General features: G+C 68.3%; 19 protein-coding genes and 1 tRNA gene. 6 read left to right on the top strand and 14 right to left on the bottom strand.

Annotated features, from left to right (window positions below):
- Positions 1–98: 98 nt before the first annotated feature.
- Entirely contained in the window at positions 99–710 is a 612-nt protein-coding gene (locus tag G555_RS0107470; protein WP_028708394.1) for a cytidylate kinase-like family protein, read from the top strand.
- Positions 711–787: 77 nt separating this feature from the next.
- Here G555_RS0107470 and G555_RS0107465 read toward each other — a convergent pair whose 3' ends face one another.
- The 6 genes from G555_RS0107465 to G555_RS0107440 all read right to left on the bottom strand — a co-directional run bounded on the left by G555_RS0107465 (position 788) and on the right by G555_RS0107440 (position 5,704).
- Entirely contained in the window at positions 788–1,105 is a 318-nt protein-coding gene (locus G555_RS0107465) for a carboxymuconolactone decarboxylase family protein (protein ID WP_028708393.1), read from the bottom strand.
- A complete protein-coding gene (locus G555_RS21175) occupies positions 1,102–1,584 on the bottom strand; it encodes a MarR family winged helix-turn-helix transcriptional regulator (protein WP_051208549.1) in 483 nt (160 codons plus the stop codon). Before G555_RS21175 ends, G555_RS0107465 begins: the two co-directional genes overlap by 4 nt.
- A 116-nt stretch (positions 1,585–1,700) precedes the next feature.
- A complete protein-coding gene (locus G555_RS18580) occupies positions 1,701–3,059 on the bottom strand; it encodes a glycosyltransferase family 2 protein (protein WP_211223194.1) in 1,359 nt (452 codons plus the stop codon).
- A complete protein-coding gene (locus G555_RS18575; protein WP_051208548.1) occupies positions 3,056–3,649 on the bottom strand; it encodes a hypothetical protein in 594 nt (197 codons plus the stop codon). The genes G555_RS18580 and G555_RS18575 overlap by 4 nt, the downstream gene beginning before the upstream one ends.
- Positions 3,642–4,325, bottom strand: a complete 684-nt coding sequence (locus tag G555_RS0107445) for a hypothetical protein (protein ID WP_028708392.1) — start codon at positions 4,323–4,325, stop codon at positions 3,642–3,644. The genes G555_RS18575 and G555_RS0107445 overlap by 8 nt, the downstream gene beginning before the upstream one ends.
- Positions 4,322–5,704: an FAD-dependent oxidoreductase gene (locus G555_RS0107440; RefSeq protein WP_028708391.1), complete on the bottom strand. Its 1,383-nt coding sequence runs from the start codon at positions 5,702–5,704 to the stop codon at positions 4,322–4,324. Before G555_RS0107440 ends, G555_RS0107445 begins: the two co-directional genes overlap by 4 nt.
- 334 nt (positions 5,705–6,038) lie before the next feature.
- On the opposite strand from G555_RS0107440, the gene G555_RS22810 reads away from it, so the two are divergent.
- The 4 genes from G555_RS22810 (at position 6,039) to G555_RS22260 (ending at position 7,671) form a co-directional block, all read left to right on the top strand.
- Positions 6,039–6,506, top strand: a complete 468-nt coding sequence (locus tag G555_RS22810; protein ID WP_084634893.1) for a site-specific integrase — start codon at positions 6,039–6,041, stop codon at positions 6,504–6,506.
- Between the two features lie 63 nt (positions 6,507–6,569).
- Entirely contained in the window at positions 6,570–7,085 is a 516-nt protein-coding gene (locus tag G555_RS18570) for a type IV toxin-antitoxin system AbiEi family antitoxin (protein WP_051208547.1), read from the top strand.
- 218 nt (positions 7,086–7,303) lie between these two features.
- Positions 7,304–7,498: a hypothetical protein gene (locus G555_RS21170; RefSeq protein ID WP_051208546.1), complete on the top strand. Its 195-nt coding sequence runs from the start codon at positions 7,304–7,306 to the stop codon at positions 7,496–7,498.
- Positions 7,495–7,671, top strand: a complete 177-nt coding sequence (locus G555_RS22260) for a hypothetical protein (RefSeq protein WP_156887470.1) — start codon at positions 7,495–7,497, stop codon at positions 7,669–7,671. Before G555_RS21170 ends, G555_RS22260 begins: the two co-directional genes overlap by 4 nt.
- 70 nt (positions 7,672–7,741) lie before the next feature.
- Here the strand turns inward: G555_RS22260 and G555_RS0107420 are convergent, their stop codons facing one another.
- The 6 genes from G555_RS0107420 to G555_RS18565 form a co-directional block, all read right to left on the bottom strand.
- Positions 7,742–8,950, bottom strand: coding sequence for a hypothetical protein (locus G555_RS0107420; RefSeq protein WP_028708390.1), 1,209 nt, complete (start codon positions 8,948–8,950; stop codon positions 7,742–7,744).
- Between the two features lie 253 nt (positions 8,951–9,203).
- On the bottom strand, positions 9,204–9,353 hold the full coding sequence (locus G555_RS22255) for a hypothetical protein (protein ID WP_156887469.1): 150 nt from the start codon (positions 9,351–9,353) through the stop codon (positions 9,204–9,206).
- 26 nt (positions 9,354–9,379) lie between these two features.
- Positions 9,380–9,556: a hypothetical protein gene (locus tag G555_RS22250; RefSeq protein ID WP_156887468.1), complete on the bottom strand. Its 177-nt coding sequence runs from the start codon at positions 9,554–9,556 to the stop codon at positions 9,380–9,382.
- Positions 9,557–9,854: 298 nt separating this feature from the next.
- A tRNA-Val gene (locus G555_RS0107405) sits at positions 9,855–9,926 on the bottom strand.
- 83 nt (positions 9,927–10,009) lie between these two features.
- Positions 10,010–11,698, bottom strand: coding sequence for an alpha/beta hydrolase (locus G555_RS0107400; RefSeq protein WP_036921575.1), 1,689 nt, complete (start codon positions 11,696–11,698; stop codon positions 10,010–10,012).
- Positions 11,699–11,757: 59 nt separating this feature from the next.
- The gene (locus tag G555_RS18565) at positions 11,758–12,693 is read right to left on the bottom strand and encodes a LysR family transcriptional regulator (RefSeq protein WP_036921572.1); all 936 of its coding nucleotides are present in this window, start codon (positions 12,691–12,693) and stop codon (positions 11,758–11,760) included.
- Positions 12,694–12,763: 70 nt separating this feature from the next.
- Here G555_RS18565 and G555_RS0107390 point away from each other — a divergent pair, with 70 nt between their 5' ends.
- Positions 12,764–13,828 (top strand): aminotransferase class V-fold PLP-dependent enzyme, encoded by a 1,065-nt coding sequence (locus tag G555_RS0107390; RefSeq protein WP_211223193.1) that lies wholly within the window; start codon positions 12,764–12,766, stop codon positions 13,826–13,828.
- 7 nt (positions 13,829–13,835) lie between these two features.
- Here the strand turns inward: G555_RS0107390 and G555_RS0107385 are convergent, their stop codons facing one another.
- Both G555_RS0107385 and G555_RS0107380 read right to left on the bottom strand, forming a co-directional pair.
- On the bottom strand, positions 13,836–15,482 hold the full coding sequence (locus tag G555_RS0107385) for a hypothetical protein (protein WP_028708387.1): 1,647 nt from the start codon (positions 15,480–15,482) through the stop codon (positions 13,836–13,838).
- Positions 15,422–16,267, bottom strand: a complete 846-nt coding sequence (locus tag G555_RS0107380) for a hypothetical protein (RefSeq protein WP_028708386.1) — start codon at positions 16,265–16,267, stop codon at positions 15,422–15,424. Before G555_RS0107380 ends, G555_RS0107385 begins: the two co-directional genes overlap by 61 nt.
- Positions 16,268–16,301: the final 34 nt, after the last annotated feature.

Here is a 16,301-nt window from a genome sequence, read left to right as displayed (position 1 = left end):
GGCCGGCATCCGGGAAAGGAACAGGGAAAAGTCGTCGGTTCTCGCTCATCCGCCGCTCGTCCGTGGTTACTGTGAAGAGAGCCCACAAGGAGGTGGACATGACCAACCGCTCCGTGGTCATCAACAGGGAGTTCGGCAGCGGCGGCAGGGAGATCGGAAAGCTGGTCGCCGAGCGTTCCGGCATGGAGTTCTACGACACCCGGATCCTCCAGGAGGCCGCGACACGACGTGGCCTGCCGCAGGACCTGCTGGAACAGTTCGACGAGCGTCTGCAGGCGAGCACCTTCTTCGACCTGTCGTTCTTCACCGGCGTCGAGTCCCAGACCGCAACGCTCCCCTACCGCATGCACCAGGCGATCTCCGACGTGATCGTCGCGGCCGCGCAGCGCGCTCCCGCCGTCTTCATCGGACGCTGCGCCGACACGATCCTCGAGGGCGCCGACCTGCCTCTGCGCAGCGTCTTCGTCTACGGCACCGACCTCGACCGCAAGATCGCCCGGGCCATCGAGGTCGACGGGGTCGACCCGAAGTACGCCGAGGGCTATATCGCCAAGATGGACAAGACACGGCGCCGATACCAGGAGTTCTTCACCGACACGACGTTCGGCGACCGGCGCAACTACGACCTCTGCCTCAACAGCGCACGTCTCGACTACGAGCAGTGCGCCGGCCTGATCCTTGCGTCCCTCGACGAGACCGCCGGGGCGTAACCGCTCAGCGCTCCGCGTCCGATGCCGGGTCGCGGGGCCCGGCGGTCCGTTGCGCGGCCGCCGGGGACCCGGTCAGGTCATTCATCGGCCTCGCCGTTCAGGGCGTCGGCTGCCGCGGCAAGCCCGTCCAGGACGGTGAGCCCGACGGCGGGCAGGCCGCTCAGGCACGCCGACAACACCTCTTCCCGGCTGGCTCCGGACTCCCGCGCCAGCCGGACGTGGAACGGGATGCCACCGGACATCCCCGTGGCGGCCAGCACCGCCAGGTAGGCCAGGTGGCCGGTCTTCTCATCGAGGGCCGACTCCTGCGCCTCCGCCTGGACGAAGGCCATGTGGGCCTGCGCCGTCTGCGGGAACTGCTCGCCGAACAGCAGGAAACCGTTGCTGACACTCATGTTCGCTCCTTGCCTGATGTGTCGATGGTGGCCGGGTCGTCGGCCCACGGTGACAGGCCGAAGACCTCCACGGCCCGGGTGAAGGCCGCCGCCAGAGCCGCCAGGTCGACCGGGTCGGCGGTCACCGTGCGCAGCCGGACCGGACCGACGACGGGAATCCTGGCGAGCACGTCGCGCCCCCGTTGCGTCATCGTGACGAGACGACGGCGTCCGTCCGTGCCGTCAGGACGTGTCTCGACGCAGCCCCGCCCCTCCAGCCTGGCCAGCGCCTGCCCCAGCGTGGCCGGGTGCATCGTCAGGCGATCCCGCAACTCCGACATCGACCACGACTCCCGCTCGGCGACGATGCGACAGAGGGCGACCTGCTCCCCGGTCAGCCCGTGGGCGAGCCGCATATCCCGGCTCGCCGCCGCGAACGCACGGTCCAGGCGGTACCACGCCCGAATCGCCGCGATCGCCTGCGGAGTCGGCTGGGTCACGAAAGTTATTATGCTTCACATAACACTTCCGCGGCAACACCTCCCGACGCCTGCAGGACCGGGTGAACCGCCTCGGGCCGCAACGCGCAGTGCTGCCGGCCGCCCCCGAAGCGGCGTCAGCGCGAGGCGACCGCGTCGACGGGCTTCTTGGCCTGCCCCATCTTCGTACGGTCCGGACTCACCCAGGTCCCCTCGGCGCTGAACCCGAGCACGCCCCTGATCGCGGGCACGAACGTCGTGGCCACTGTGATGGCGTTCATCTGCCAGTACCAGGCCATGTACGCAGGGGCGAAGAAGAGGTACTTGAGCTTGGCGCCATGATTGTCGAGCCACAGCGCCGCGACGATCTGCCAGGAACCGACGACGGTGATGAACGCACTGAAGACGAAGACCATGTCGAGGGTGTGCTCGAACTGCTCGGCGTCCCCTGTCAGGACGAAGAAGACGATCCGCAACGCGAGCCACAGCGTGAAGGCGAGGTAGTAGAAGCTCCACGTGATCGACCCGGTCTGGTCGAGGAGCATGACGACCTTCGGGAGGTTGAGCAGCGGGTGCTTGGCGACGCGCTTGAAGTTCGTCACCCACGACTCGGTGCCGCCCTTCGCCCACCGTTTGCGCTGGGTGTAGAGCATGGAGAACGTGTTGGGCACGTTCATGTAGAACATGATGTCCGGCGCGAAGTCGGCCTTCCATCCGGCGTACTGCTGGTCCCAGCAGATGGAGATGTCCTCGGTCGCGCGATCCTGCCGGAACAGCCCGACGTCGATCAGGGCGTCCTTTCGGTACATCGTGTTGGCGCCCGAATAGGCGTACATGTTGCCGAGCACGCCGATCTGGGATCGCTTGATGATCCCGACGATGGAGGAGAACTCGACGGTCTGCGACTTCTCGACGATGAGGGAGCGGTTCTGCACATCCATGTTCGCGGTGACGGCCGCGGTGTTCTGCCCTCCGGGGGCCAGGAAGTAGTTCATGTACTTCCACAGCGCGTCGGGCTCGGGCACGGTGTCGGCATCGTTGGAGAGGATGAACTCCCCGCGCGCGAACCCCACGCCGATGTTGAAGGCGTGAGCCTTGCCCTTGTTCTTGTCGATCCGCAGCACGCGCAGCCGGTCGTACTTCACTGACAGGCGGGCGAGGATGTCCGGTGTCGTGTCCTTCGACCCGTCATCGCAGACCAGCACCTCGTAGTTGTCGTACCTGATCTCGTTCATCAGGTAGTCGATGGTCTCCTCGATCATGACTTCCTCGTTGTGCGCGGGAACCATGATCGTGATGAAGGGCTGTTCCTCCGGCGGCACCGGCCGGAAGCTCTTCTCGGTGAACTTGCCGACGTAGAAGAAGCGGTAGAACCACCCGCCGACCGTCCAGGCGATCGCTCCCATGATGGGGAACAGCGACAGGACGACGGCCAGTGGGGTGAAGAAGAATGTCTGCGCCCAGGCCATGAACGCGGCGATGGCGTCGCCGATCACCCGTGCACCTCCTCACCGACGTCGGTCTGACCCTGGTGGAAGAGTTCCTGCACGTACCCGGTGTCGAGGTTCTGCTCGGGCGCGACCACGTAGTAGCGGGTGCCGTGCCGTGCGTCGTCGGCGCCGAAGCGCTCGGCGTACATGGCCTCGAGGATCGCCTTGCGCTTGGCGAGACCCGCCTCGTCATACGTCTTGCGGTATGGGTAGACCTTCTTCTCACGGTGGTTGTTGCGCAGCAGCAGGTAGATGCTGAAGCCGAGGACGACCACGAAGATGACCGCGATCGCGAGAAGCAGGAACCGGACCAGTTCGTAGCCGTCGGCGTAGGACCAGCGATAGATGCCCTCCCACCTGGCCTCGCGACTCACGGAGTTGATGAGGACGACGATGGGCGCGAGCAGCACGAACCAGAACACGAGGGCCACCAAGGTCTGGCGAACCTTGAGCCACCCGTGGCCGCGCTCGTAGTACGCGTCGTGGACGAAACCCTCGACCGCCACGTCTTTGGCACCCAGATCGGGCGCGGCCTGTTCGGCGCCGGCACCGTCGACCGGGGACCCATCGGAGGACGTCGTGAGGTCGTCAGTCATGGTCGGCCCCCTCCTGCCGATTGGCGGCGATACGCGCCCGTTCACGGTCGGCCGGCGTCTCGCCCGGCACGATATGGCTGTAGTAGGCCGTGTTCGCCATCTCCTGGCCGAGCATGTAGAGCGCGGCGTCGAGGAAGGTGGCCTGCCCGGAGTCGAAGAGCCGCAGGAGCAGCGTGACGGTGTGCGGGTGGATGAGGTTCGCCGGGATCCGCGGATCGGCGAAGACGGGCTCGGCGAGGATCGCCTCCGACCGTGCGTCGAGCGCGTCGCGGCGGCGCAGGTACTCCGCGCGCACCGGCTTCTCGACGAACGTCCGCAGCCGCCCCGTGGCAGTCGAGCGCCACAGCCGGTTGCAGCCGATGTACACGACGAGGAAAAGCAGCACGGTCGCTCCGACGAGGCCCATGGACCGCACCACGAGCAGATTCAGGCTCTCGACGAGGTCGCGCGAGGCGCCGACCTGGGTCGCGAGGAAGAACGCCCAGGTGCCGATCGGGATGATCGAGGCGACCAGCGCGGACAGGAGCGTGCGGCGGTGCTGCGAGCGACGGACGAACTCGCGCTCCAGATCGCCCCGCGCCTTGCCTGCGTCCTCAAGCCGTCGCAGCGCGTCCAGGGTCGCGACCAGGTAGTCGCGGTCGGTGCTGGAGGTCGGTGCCGTGGCCGTCGCGATCACCCCCGGGGATCCTGCTGGCGGACGACCGCGGCGAGGTACTTCGAGAAGGACCGCGGGTTCGCGTACCCCTGCTTGAAGTAGAAGTCGACGAACTCCAGATCCTCGACGGTCAGGCCGCGCTCGATGGCCAGCGACATGAGATCGGCATACAGCGACAGGTCGGTCGCCGTCCCTCGAAGCTGGAACCCGAGGATCTTGTGCGTGCCTCTCTCGTAGATGAGCCAGATCTTGTAGTAGGGGTCCTCGTCGTTGTCCTCGCGCGGCAGGAGACCGTCGAGGTCGAGGAACTCGTTGCGGTAGGAGGCGATCCCGGAGTCGAAACCCTCCTCGACCGCGCGCTTGAATGTCATCCCGGAGATGCACATCGTGCGAGTGCCGATGTTGAGGTTGTAGGTGCCTTGCGACGGGTTGATCCTCTGGCGCGGCCCGACCAGGTTGATCGCGGCGATCTCACCTTGACGGAAGGCGTCGGAGGCGTGCGGGATGTATACCGGCCGGGCGACGTTGGTGAGGGTGGTGGTCGAGCAGTCGCCGACGGCGAACACGTCCGGGATCGAGGTGCGCATGTAGTCGTCGACGACGATCGCTCCCTTGTCACCCAGTTCCGCCTTGCCCCCGATGAGGAAGGAGTTCGGGCGGAAGCCCGTGGCATAGATGATCCCGTCTCCGCTGAACGTCCGGCCGTCGGCGGTCTTTGCGACGGCCTGGCGCCGGCCGTCCGGCCCCAGCACCTCTTCGAGCTCGGTGACGAGGGCCTCCGTGTAGACGTCGAGCCCCGCGTCGCGCAGCGAGTCGATGATCTCGGAGCTCACCTCGTCGTCGACGTAACGGTCCAGGATCGTCGCGTGGGATTGCAGGAGCGTCGTCGGCACGTCCTTGTAGCGCATCGCCCGGGCGATCTCGACGCCGATGGCCCCGCCGCCGATGATCACGATGCGCTTCGCCGTCTCCATGAGTTCCTTGATGCGCACGGCGTGCTCGTAGCTCTTCACCAGATACAGCGAATCGCCGTAAGAGCCGAAAGCCAGCGGAATCGACGGGTAGGATCCGGTCGCCAGGACGAGGTGGTCGTAGTGGTCGACGAGCGGCACACCGCCGGCCGGGACGATCTCGAGCGTCTTTGCGTCGGTGTCGACACGACGGACTTCGGTGTTGATCCGGACGACGATGCCCTGCCGCTCCAAGGCCGGGACGTCGGTGTAGCTCTTGAGCTCCTCGTAGTGCCGGTCCCCCCGCAGGTACAGCGGGATCGACTGCGCGATGAAACCGACCGAACCCTGCCTTTCGTAAATGACGACCTCGGCATCGGGATACTCCTCACGCGCGCGCAGCGCGCAGGCGATCCCCGCATGAGAGCCACCGACGATCACGACCCGCATGTGCTTCTCCTGTCCTCGGGAGTGGGCACGTCACTGACACCGTAATGCCTAGTGGGCGAGCCGGGCTAGCAGTTGAGGACAGGACTGCGCAGAGGTCGTTGCGGGGCTCCGGACGGCACCTCGACCCGGTGGCGAAATGGCTCACGGGTTGTTGTCGGATGGTCCGCAGGAAATCGATCCGGCATCGCGTCATCCGGCCCGAATCACGAATCCCACGCAGGTCCCACGACACCCGGCGAACATCCCCTGGAAACGCCGATGCCCCTTATCTCTAAGGGGCACCATCTGTGGGCGATACTGGGTTCGAACGTATTCCTGTGTCGCAGGTCGTGCAGTGACATCGCAGGCCAGAGGGCATATAGAGGCTCAGTCCTTCTCTGTCAGACACGGGCAGGCGTCCGGCCGCTACCGGGCGGCCTACATCCACCCGCCTTCGGCGACCAGCGGATCGACCGGATCACTCCCGAGGCGGTCAACGACGGGGTGCGACGCGCTGGCGCCGGGCGAGGAGACCATCGTCGAGGAACTGCCCGAGCGCGACAAGTTCATGGCCCTGCTTGCTGCGTGGTGTGCGCTGCGCTTCGGCGAGCTGACCGAGTTACGCCGCAAGGACATCGACCTGCGCAACAAGCGGGCCAAGGTCACCCGCGGCGTCTGCGCGCGGGAGGAGTGGACGCCTCGGACACTCGACGCCCGGTGCCGCCATGCGCTACCAGCACGCCGCTGCCGACCGCGACGCCGAGATCGCGAAGCGGCTCTCGAGGTCGGCTCAACGGTCATAGGCGTAAGAAGAACGGGCTAAGCCATGTTTGGTGTGATTCCGAATCAGTTACTTACACCTAGGAGGCGCCCACGCGATGAGGTCGTGGGCCGGGGCATCAGCGCGTTGACGCTCGACCAGGTCGTCGACCTGACGGGACTCTCTCGTGGTGCAGCCCGAGAGGCGATGAGGCGTGCCCGCGGAGCCGGTCACTTCTTTGCCCCTGCACCCGGCCTCTACGTCCCCATCCCGTCGGAGTTCTCATCGTGGGGCGTGGTCCCGGCGATGGACTTCATCGACCAACTGATGAGGTTCCTCGGCAGGTCCTACTACGTAGGGTTGCTGTCGGCAGCGGAATTGCACGGCGCGGCACATCAACGCCCGCAGGTCTTCCAGGTCATGGTCGACCGTCCGCTCTCCGACCGGGACATCGAGCGTGTGCGGCTGCGCTTCTACGAGCGCGCACGTGTTGAAGAGATCCCGGTCCTCTCCAAGAACTCGCGCACGGCAGCAGGGCATGTGTCATCTCCGGAGGCCACGGTGTTCGACCTGGTGGAACGCCCGAACGACTCCGGCTCCCTGTTCAACGTGGCGACGATCATCGGCGAGCTGGCCAAGTAACAGAAGATCGACGCCGCCAAGCTCGTCGCAGTGGCTTCGGCTGATGAGTGCGGAGGGGGCGACGTTGCAGTCCGAGACGATGACAGTCGCGCTGTTGCCAGCCGCGTAGCGCCGGATGATGACGTCGATCTGCTCATGCTCAGACGAGCCGACAGGCGGTGTACCGAGAACGTCCCATCAAAGGCGGAAGCCGCGTTGCGCGCCTTCTTTCGTTCCGAATGCGAGCCGCCGGCAACACCAACAGAGAGATCGGCGAGGCCCAGGCGCGCGTCGCGCTCGCTGCCGCGATCATGCCGATAGACGAGACATGCGACCTCCCTGGACGTCACAACCTGTTCGAGCAGGCCGCCGTCGGAAGGGCCACGGACACCTACGCGCAGGCGCTGACGAACCTGATCAGAGGAGATGAATGAGGCACATCACCAACGAGAACACCGACATCCTCGCCCCGCCGCCGCTGTCCGCGACCGAACAGCAGGCGATCCGTTATCAGCAGATCGTCACGGCCTATGATCCGGCGGCCGGCTGCACCTGCACCGCATGCCGCACGATCGCTGTGCTCATCCGGATCCCGATCAACACATAGAACACCCCCCGCAGCAGTGCGTCACGCACGAGCTGCGGGGGTTGTTTTCCTGCTCACTCCCCCACCAGAGTCACGGCTCGCGTCGCGAGGCGCCCGGCGCGGTCGAACGCCGAGCCCACAGCTCCAGGGCGATGAAGCTCGACGGAGTCAAACGGCCGAGAACCTGCGATCTCCCGCTCAGGAGATCACCGGCGTCGTGGAACACGATCGGCTCGCGCGAGTCGCCATCGGCCCGCCACTCGAAGTTCGGCTTGGCCGCCCGGCGAACCGCCAGGTAGAACTCAGGATCGGTGAAGCGAGCATCCAGCAAGATCGTCAGCGTCCCATCGGTCAGCTCCCCGCTGATGCCCGCGATCTCCAGGCGCGCCCGCCCGTCCGCGAACTGGGCGAGCAACAGCTCCCCCATGGGATTGCCGAAGATCGCATCGGGATCGAGACGCCCCGAGTCCGCCTCGTGGATCAGCGGCTCGTAGCCGAACATCTCCTCCATGAACTCCTTGAGGAAGTTGTAGGTCAGGACATCGAACCGGCTCGCCTGCCCGGCCTTCACGTTGCTCTCGAGGCCGAATGTCGGGATCAGGCCGGCTCTCCCCATTCCGTTCACGACCGCCTCGGAGCGCGTCGCGACGGGGATCCTCAAACCGTCCCCCGTCTCGAACACGCACACCGCGACAGCGGCGATGGCCAGCGGCATCGGCGGATCGGCCAGTAGCGAGAGGAGGCTCCGATACGGGCTGCCGTGCAGCCAGTCCGAACCACGACACGTCATGCGCGACTTCCACGCGTTCGAGACCGTCACGTACGAGAAATAGTTCGCGACCCCGACACGCAGGGAACGCACGACGTGGCCGGCCCCCGCCTCGTCGATCGCGGCGCTCACCAGATACAGGACGTCCCCGTCCCAGAGCTCTGCGCCGCTGGCCCGCTTCGCGCGGATCACACCGCGATCGACGGGGAACTCGCGTCTGACCGGATCGTCGATCAGGACGAAGGGGACCCGGCCCGTGGCCGCGTCGGCGCTCACGGACAGGCTCTCGTCGAAGAGCATCGGCATGTCGAGAGACGGAAGGGCCGATGCCCGGATCAGGCTGTCCCCGAGACCGGCGCTTCTATAGGCCTGCGGGACCGTCGCGTGAATCGTGGCGTCGGTTCGCACGCGACCGGCCGACCGCCTGCGACGAAGGGTGCCCGCGAACCGCTGCCAGACCGGATCCCATACCCGGTCGAGTGCGACGCCCAGGACCGCTCCGGCGAACAGCCACAGCAGGTTCTCCAGCATCTCCCAAGCGTATCGACGCGGAGGACGCACCCGCCCCGCGATCCACGCGGAGTCCCCCGCCCCCGGCACCCACGCACCCCGTGCACACCGCTTCAGGACCCGGCAGCCACCGCTGCCGGGTTTCTCTGTCTGTGTCCGCACGAACAGATCGGCAATCGGGCGGCACGCCGTCGCTGGCTGCGCAGGCATCGCGCACTCTACGAGCACCGACAGCGCAACGAGAGATGCGGTACGACCCCGCAGCAGCGATCCGTCACCGGATCCCGGGCACCTTCGCGCCCTCGACCTTGTCGTCACCCAGGGCGATGAACTCGCTGCTCGCCCGCGTGGCCTTGAAGGCCAGGACCGCGTAGTCCTCGACGGTGCCCTTCTTGCTGAACCGGGACACATGGCCCTCGCGCATCCGTCGCTCGAACGTACCGAAACCCGTCAGCTTGACGCGATACCCGTCACGGACACGAGCACCGTCGTGATGAACGCGTTGTAGGCGCGCTCGGCATCGTTGTACTGCAGCTCCGCCTCAACGGCCATCTCCCGGATGAAGTCCCGCTTCGCAAGCCGGAGTTGTTTCTCACGATCTGACCCGTTGTCGGCCGGAGAGTTCATATTGCCCACTGGTCGTCCCTTCGTTCACTACGCTCAACGCGCACACCTCGTCCGACGAGAAGGCGCGCAGCAGATCCCCGTGTCACGGGTGGCGGCAGACATGGGATGTGCTGATAACGGGATACGGGGACGCACATGTCCCCACGGGACGACGCCCGCCCGAGACGGCGACCTCGGTCGCACACAACCACTCCCGAGCCATCCGGACCCCCGGCACGAGTCCCACGCAGGCCCCACGACACCCGGCGAACATTCCCCGGAAACGCTGAGACCCCTTATTCCTAAGGGGTCTCACGGGTGGGCGATACTGGGTTCGAACCAGTGACCTCTTCGGTGTGAACGAAGCGCGCTACCACTGCGCCAATCGCCCGGGCGACGCCCCACTGTAGCCGAACCGCATCGCTCGCGTCACATCAGGACGCTCGCGAGGGCCGGTGCCGTGTGCCCCGGCGGCTACCGCGGCAGGTTCTTGGCACGGATCGCCGCCTCGATCGCCGAGAAGTCCCTCGTGAAGTCCTGCCCCAGCGCCGCCGCCCAGACCGGCACGAGATCCTCGTGGTAGGTATGCCCGTGGCCGGGCGCGGCGTTCTGCGCGATGGCCATGTCGGCGGCGAGCTGCCAGAAACTCGCCCAGGATCGCCACGACATGGCCGGGACGACGTCCGACCCGAGCGGTTCCCGCAGCCAGTCGGGCTCCCTCCACAGCAGGTCCCAGCTCCACCACACGATGGGGTCCGACGGGTGCTGCACGAAGATCACCCGTTTGCTCCCCCAGTCGTCGTAGGGCGCACCGTAGATGTCGTGACTCAGTTGCGAGGCGTCGTTCACGAACCGCACGACCCGACCGTTGTCGATCACGGGTGCGATCTCAGGACTCCCCGTGCGCCGCTTGGCCGTCAGGTCCTGCCACAGCGCCGTGAAGCTGGGCGTCCCCACCCACACCGCGCCGTCCACCTTCGACGTCATGTCTTCCAGGGACTCGAACGCGGCGGTTCCGCCGTAGGCGCCCAGCGACTCGCCACCGACGACGAGCTTCGGGCGTTGGTCGACAGGCAGCTTCAGCCACTCGGCGTACACCTTGTCGAACAGCAGCTTGCCTGCCTCCTTCGGCTTTTCGGGATCGGACACGTAGGTGAACGGGCTCAGCGTGTAGCTGTACTGCATGGACGCGGTCGCGCAGTCCCCGTTCGTCAGGTACTCCACCGACGCGACGTTCCATTCCTGGATCCACCCCTTGCCCGCCCCGGTCATCACGGCGAGCACCGCGCGGTCGAACGCCTTCGTCCGGTACAGCTCGGCGACGACCGCGGCTGCGGTCTCCTCCAGGCTGTCGTTGTGGTTGACCAGGCCGGCGTACACACGGATCGGCGTCTTCGCCGGTGCTCCGGTGACGGCCGTGATGTCGGCGGCGCGTGGCCCGTCCGACACGACGGCCTGGCCCTGAGCACCCAGACCGCTCCAGTGCTCCGGCGAGTCGGGCGACCCGGAACGCTCGGGCTCGGTCGGTTGCGACCGGCCCGGCAGCGTCTCCTCGTTCGCGATCTGCGCCTGCCGGAACACGAGCTGGAGCCCGGCTGAGACCGCACCGCCGGCCGACAGCGCCAGGACGAGGGTGATGAGGAGCGTCCCCACGATGGCGGCCGACGCGGGCGAGATGTACCGGCCGCCGAGTTTCACGAGGCGACCCCACAGGCGCGCCACGAGACGCCCGAAGCCGAGCAGAACGACGAACAGGACGACCCCGGCAATCGTGCCGATGGTGCTCTCGACGGGGATGTTCAACGTCATCCCGACGAGCCGCGCGGTCTCCTGCTGCTGGAGGACGCTCTGCACCACCACGACGAGCGTGATGATCGCGAGTGTCAGGTTCCAGAGGAACTCGATCCGCTTGGCGAGTCCGGGCCGGAGGGTGATCCTGAATCCCGCCCACCGCCCGGCCGCCAGGGCCACGCGCTCCACGATCACGCCGAGCAGATAGCCGTAGCTCATGCAGAGGGCGACGTTCGCCATCGTCATCCACCACTCGCGCGCGATGAGGCTCGGCGCCAGAGCCACCCACAGCAGCCACAGCGAGAAGGTGAGGCCGGTCGGACTCAGGCGTTCGAGTACCGACTCAAGCCATTCGGGCTTGTGAATGTTCATGGGCGGGACCTCCCTGACGGCTCAGGGTAGTGCCCCGGCCGACCCGGCGGCCGCGTCGCTCAGCGCCGAGCGCGTCGTGCCTGCGCCGCGGCCACCAGCACGCGCACGGCCTCCCGCACGGCCGGGACCTGGTCGGCGCCCGCGCGGTGGATCAGATTCACCTGCCGGCTCTCCGCCGGCCGGGTCGGATGGACGCCGACCCCAGGCGGCACGTCCAGCGGGAGCAGTGCGAGATCGGGCAGGAGCGCCACGCCGAGACCGGCCTGCACGAGCCCCAGCACGGCGACGACGTTGTCCGTGGCGTGCGCGACGTGCGGGGTGAAACCGGATGCGGTGCAGGCGGCCAGCAGATGCCCCCGGCACAGCGGGCATCCGGCGATCCACCTCGCCTCGCTGAGCTCGTCGAGCGCCACCGCGTCCCGGCCGTCGAGCGGGTGCGTTCGGGGCAGCGCCACGACGACAGGATCGTCGAACAGGGCGAGGGTCGCCATGCCGGTCAGGCCCGTGTGGGGGTCGGACCCGTCTCCTGGGTAGCGGAAGGTGATCGCCAGGTCGATCCGGCCGTCGGCGAGCATCTCCAGCGCCTCGGGCGGCTCCGCCTCCGTGTAGGCGATCTGGACGTCGGGGCATTCCCCGGCAAGGCGGGCCATGAACCGCGGCACGATCGTCGACGACACGCTCGGGAAGCCTGCGACCCGGACCGTCCCAGCGGCCCGGTCGACCATCCGCGACAACTCGTCCGCCGCGGCCTCCAGCCCGGCCAGGATCGTCCTGGCGTGCCGCGCCAGCACCTGTCCGGGCTCGGTGAGTCGCACTCCGCGTCCGTCGCGCAGCACCAGAGGCGTTCCGAGTCGTCGCTCGGCGCGGCGCAGATGCTGACTCACCGCCGGCTGGCTGTAGCCGAGGGCGGCCGCTGCCGCCGTCACCGATCCGTGGTCGGCGATCGCGCGCGTGACGCGCAGCGTGTGCAGGTCGATCGGAGTCTCGGCGTTCATGCCCTGATGTTATGCATACGAGACGAAACATGCACTGGTGTCATATGTGCTCGTCGAGGATGCTCGACGTGTGTCTGTCGCCGACCTGCTGACTGTCCCCTCCCTTGCCGCCGAGTTCGAGGCCGATCGCGGATACCTCGCCGCGGCCACATGCGGTATCGCCCCGCGCCGCGCCGCCGACGCGCTCGCGGCCGACCTCGACCGGTGGCGCCACGGGCGCGTGGACGCCGCCGGCTACGACGCGCCCGTCAGCGCCGCTCGATCCCACTACGCCAGGCTTGTCGGCATGCCCGCCGCCCGGGTGGCGATCGGGTCGCAGACCTCGTCGCTGGTGGCGGCGGTCGCCGCCGCCCTGCCCGCCGGCGCCGAGGTGCTCGTCCCGGACGAGGACTTCACGTCCGTCATCTACCCGTTCCTCGCGAGGGGGCTGACGGTGCGCTCGGCACCGCTGCCCGCCCTGGCCGACGCGATCACCGGTCGCACCGCCCTCGTCTCGTACTCGGTGGTCCAATCCGCCACCGGCGAGGTCGCCGACGCCGCAGCGATCGCGGCGACCGCGACGCGACACGGAGCCCTGACGCTCGCGGATCTCACACAGGCCGCGGGTGTCCTGCCGATCGACGCGAACCTGTTCGACGTGACCGTGTGCCATGCGTACAAATGGCTGTGCGCCCCGCGCGGCGTCGCCTTCCTGACCGTCCGCTCCGAGGCCCAGGACCGTCTCCTGCCGATCTCCGCCGGATGGTACGCCGGGGACGATCCGTGGGCTCGCTGCTACGGCCCCGGCATGGTGCTGGCCGACGATGCGCGCCGCTTCGACGTGTCGCCGGCCTGGCAGGCGTTCGTGGGGGCGGAGCAGTCCCTCGCCCTGTTCGCCCGAGCAGATGTCGAAGCTCTCTGGAAGCATGCATCCGCTCTGGGCGATGCCGTCTGCAGGGAACTCCACGTTTCCGAGCAGCACCGTGCGATCGTCACGGTGGACGACCCCGACGGCTCCCTGCTCCAGCGCCTGCAGGCGGTCGGAGTCCGCGCGTCCGGCAGAGCGGGACGGCTCCGCCTGGCGTTCCACGTCTGGAACACGCCCGCCGACGTGGACCTCGTGACCTCCACGCTGCGTGGGCACAGCCCGCGCTAGGTGGCTTCTAGGCCGGCGTCCGCAACCGGTAGACCAGAGCCCCCCGGCTGGGATCGCCATACGTGCGCTCGGCGAGCGCGTCCAAGGCGCGCCAGTCGACCTCTGACGCCCGCTGATCGGCCAGAAGGTAGCGGACGCCCTTCCCGTACAACTCATCGAGGCGATCCCGGGTCGGCTCGGTGAACGCCGCATCGTTCAGCGCGAGCAGGGCCGGATCCGAGAAGTCCGCCGTGAAGTAGCCGTGTCCTCCGCGGCCGTGCGCCTCGCGCCCCGCAACGGTGTAGGGCCATCCCTCGACCAGGACGCGCCGCCCCCCGAGGCCGGAGACCCAGAAGGACCGCGCGTCGCACGATGGCGTCGTCTTCACCTGTAGGCAATGCGCGTTCGTGGCGACGAGGTCGAACTCGGCGACGTTCGCCGCGATCCACCGCGCCGCCCCGAGTTCGGCGTCGGTGAGGGTGCTCTTCGACCTGGCGCGCGCCGTGTCCAGCCTGTCGGCGTACCCGACGACCGGGAGGAGCAGCGCGACGGTGGCCGCGCAAGCCGCCACCAGGGCGATCGCCGCACGCACGGGGCGCCGAGCGGGCAGCCGTGTCGGCCCGGACCAGACCGCCAGGCCGGCCCCGACCGCGGCCACGAGGAGCGCCACGAGGAGCCCATGGGCACCGCTCAGCAGAGGGTGGGCCGGCCCCTGCAGCGACGGCAGGACCGCCGCGCCCAGTACGGCGCCCGCGCCGGCGAACACGGCCCATCGGTGTCCGCGGCGCTGCGCGATCACCCCGCCGACGACGGAGACGACTGTCAGGGCCGCGAAGACGCCCATCGAGCGCCCCAGGCTGCCGAGCGCCTCTCCGTGATCGGGTCGCGGGCCCCCTGCCCATTGCGCGGCGAAGGCGACCGCACCGCCCCATCCCGCCCCCGCCAGGACGACGCACCAGCGGCGCCAGGGCGAGACGGCGGCGACTCGACCTCGCATCAGGTCGGCGATCCCGATCGCGGCCAGCAGGTTGAGCGCGACCATCGCCCCGCGCATGAAATAGACCTGCGACAGGCTCGCCTGGCTGATGATCATCATCGCCGCGAACCCGGCGATGCCGATCCCGAGGAGGAACCAGGCGGCACCGTCGCCCGCCCGCAGGCGCGGCCCGGCGAGGACGACCCAGGCCAGCGCGATCGCGTACAGGATCAGCAGCAGACCGACGAACAGCAGCCCCGCAGGGCTGTCCAGGCCGGGGAGGATCGGGTCGTGGAAGGCGTCGATGCCAGGAGAGCCGAACTGCACCTCCCAGGGCTTCGTCCTGCCCATGGTCGCCAGGAGTTGCACGGTCGAGCCGGCGCCGCCCGTGCTGGCCAGGGGAATCGACACGCACACGACCCCGAGCAGCGTCAGGCCGAGGGTCACGATCTGCGCCCGGACGGCGCGCCGGCGCACGAGGGCCACCGCGATCACGAGCGCCGCACCGCAGACCATGACCGGCAGGGCCGAGGACTTCGCACCGCCCAGCACCGCGAGACCTATCGCGGCTGTCGCCCACCGTCCGCGCATCGCCTGCCCGCGTACTGCGGGAACGAGCGCCTCGATCGCGAAGACCATCAGCGGCGCCGCGTACTGGTGGGAGGGGCTGAGGAATGCCATCGACTCCAGCCCGGGCATGCGGAACCACTGCGCCACCTGGATCTGGGCGCTGGGAACGTCAAGGCGGCCGCGACCACGCCCGGCCACGAGCGTCCGACCAGCGTGTCGGCGGCGGCCAGCAGCATGCCGAGGGTCACGACCGCGATGACGGGCATCCACAGTCTGCCGACGACGAGAATGGGATCGATCCCCGTCGTGAGCGACATCGCCGCGAAGTGGGCGTTGGCGAACCAGTGGTAGGTGAGGGATTCGCCGGCCACCTGGGGCGCGAGGGGCGCGACTGTCCGCATCAGCTCGTGGGTGTTCCCGAGATGCCAGTACATGTCCGGATACCACCGGCTGGGCGGCAGCCCGGTGGCGCCGAAGGTGTTCACAAGCGGAACCATCGCCGCAGCGAAGGCGGCGACGCTCGCCCACGCGGTGGCCGGGTGCAGTCGGCGCTCGTAGGGTGCCAGGCTCCACACCCGGCGGCGCAGCGGCCCCACGGCGACGCACAGGACGACGACCGGGATCGGCCAGAGCACGAGAAAACCCCCGGCGCCCAGCCCTGTGAAGACGAACCACGCGGCGAGTTGCAGGGCGAGTCCGGTGACGAAGCCGAGCGACAGATCGGCGACAAGGGTGCGCGGCCGGGAGCGCAGTGCCCGCGACACGAGCATCCCGGGCAGGAGCACCGACCACACCGACCCCACCGCGTACAGGGCCGTCGCTCTCAGCGGTGTGCCCGTCAGTTTCAACACCACCACGCAGGCCACCGCGACCACGACGCCCGGCAGCCAGCGCGTCAACCGACGAGCCGGCATAGCTCCCTTCCCGCGCCCCACCGTCGCGGGGTGC

The sequence above is a fragment of the Propionicicella superfundia DSM 22317 genome (assembly GCF_000423465.1).
In the GTDB taxonomy this organism is placed as follows: Bacteria; Actinomycetota; Actinomycetes; order Propionibacteriales; family Propionibacteriaceae; genus Propionicicella; species Propionicicella superfundia.
Note: the sequence above shows the minus strand (reverse complement) of the source record. Positions and strands in the feature narration are given on the sequence as shown.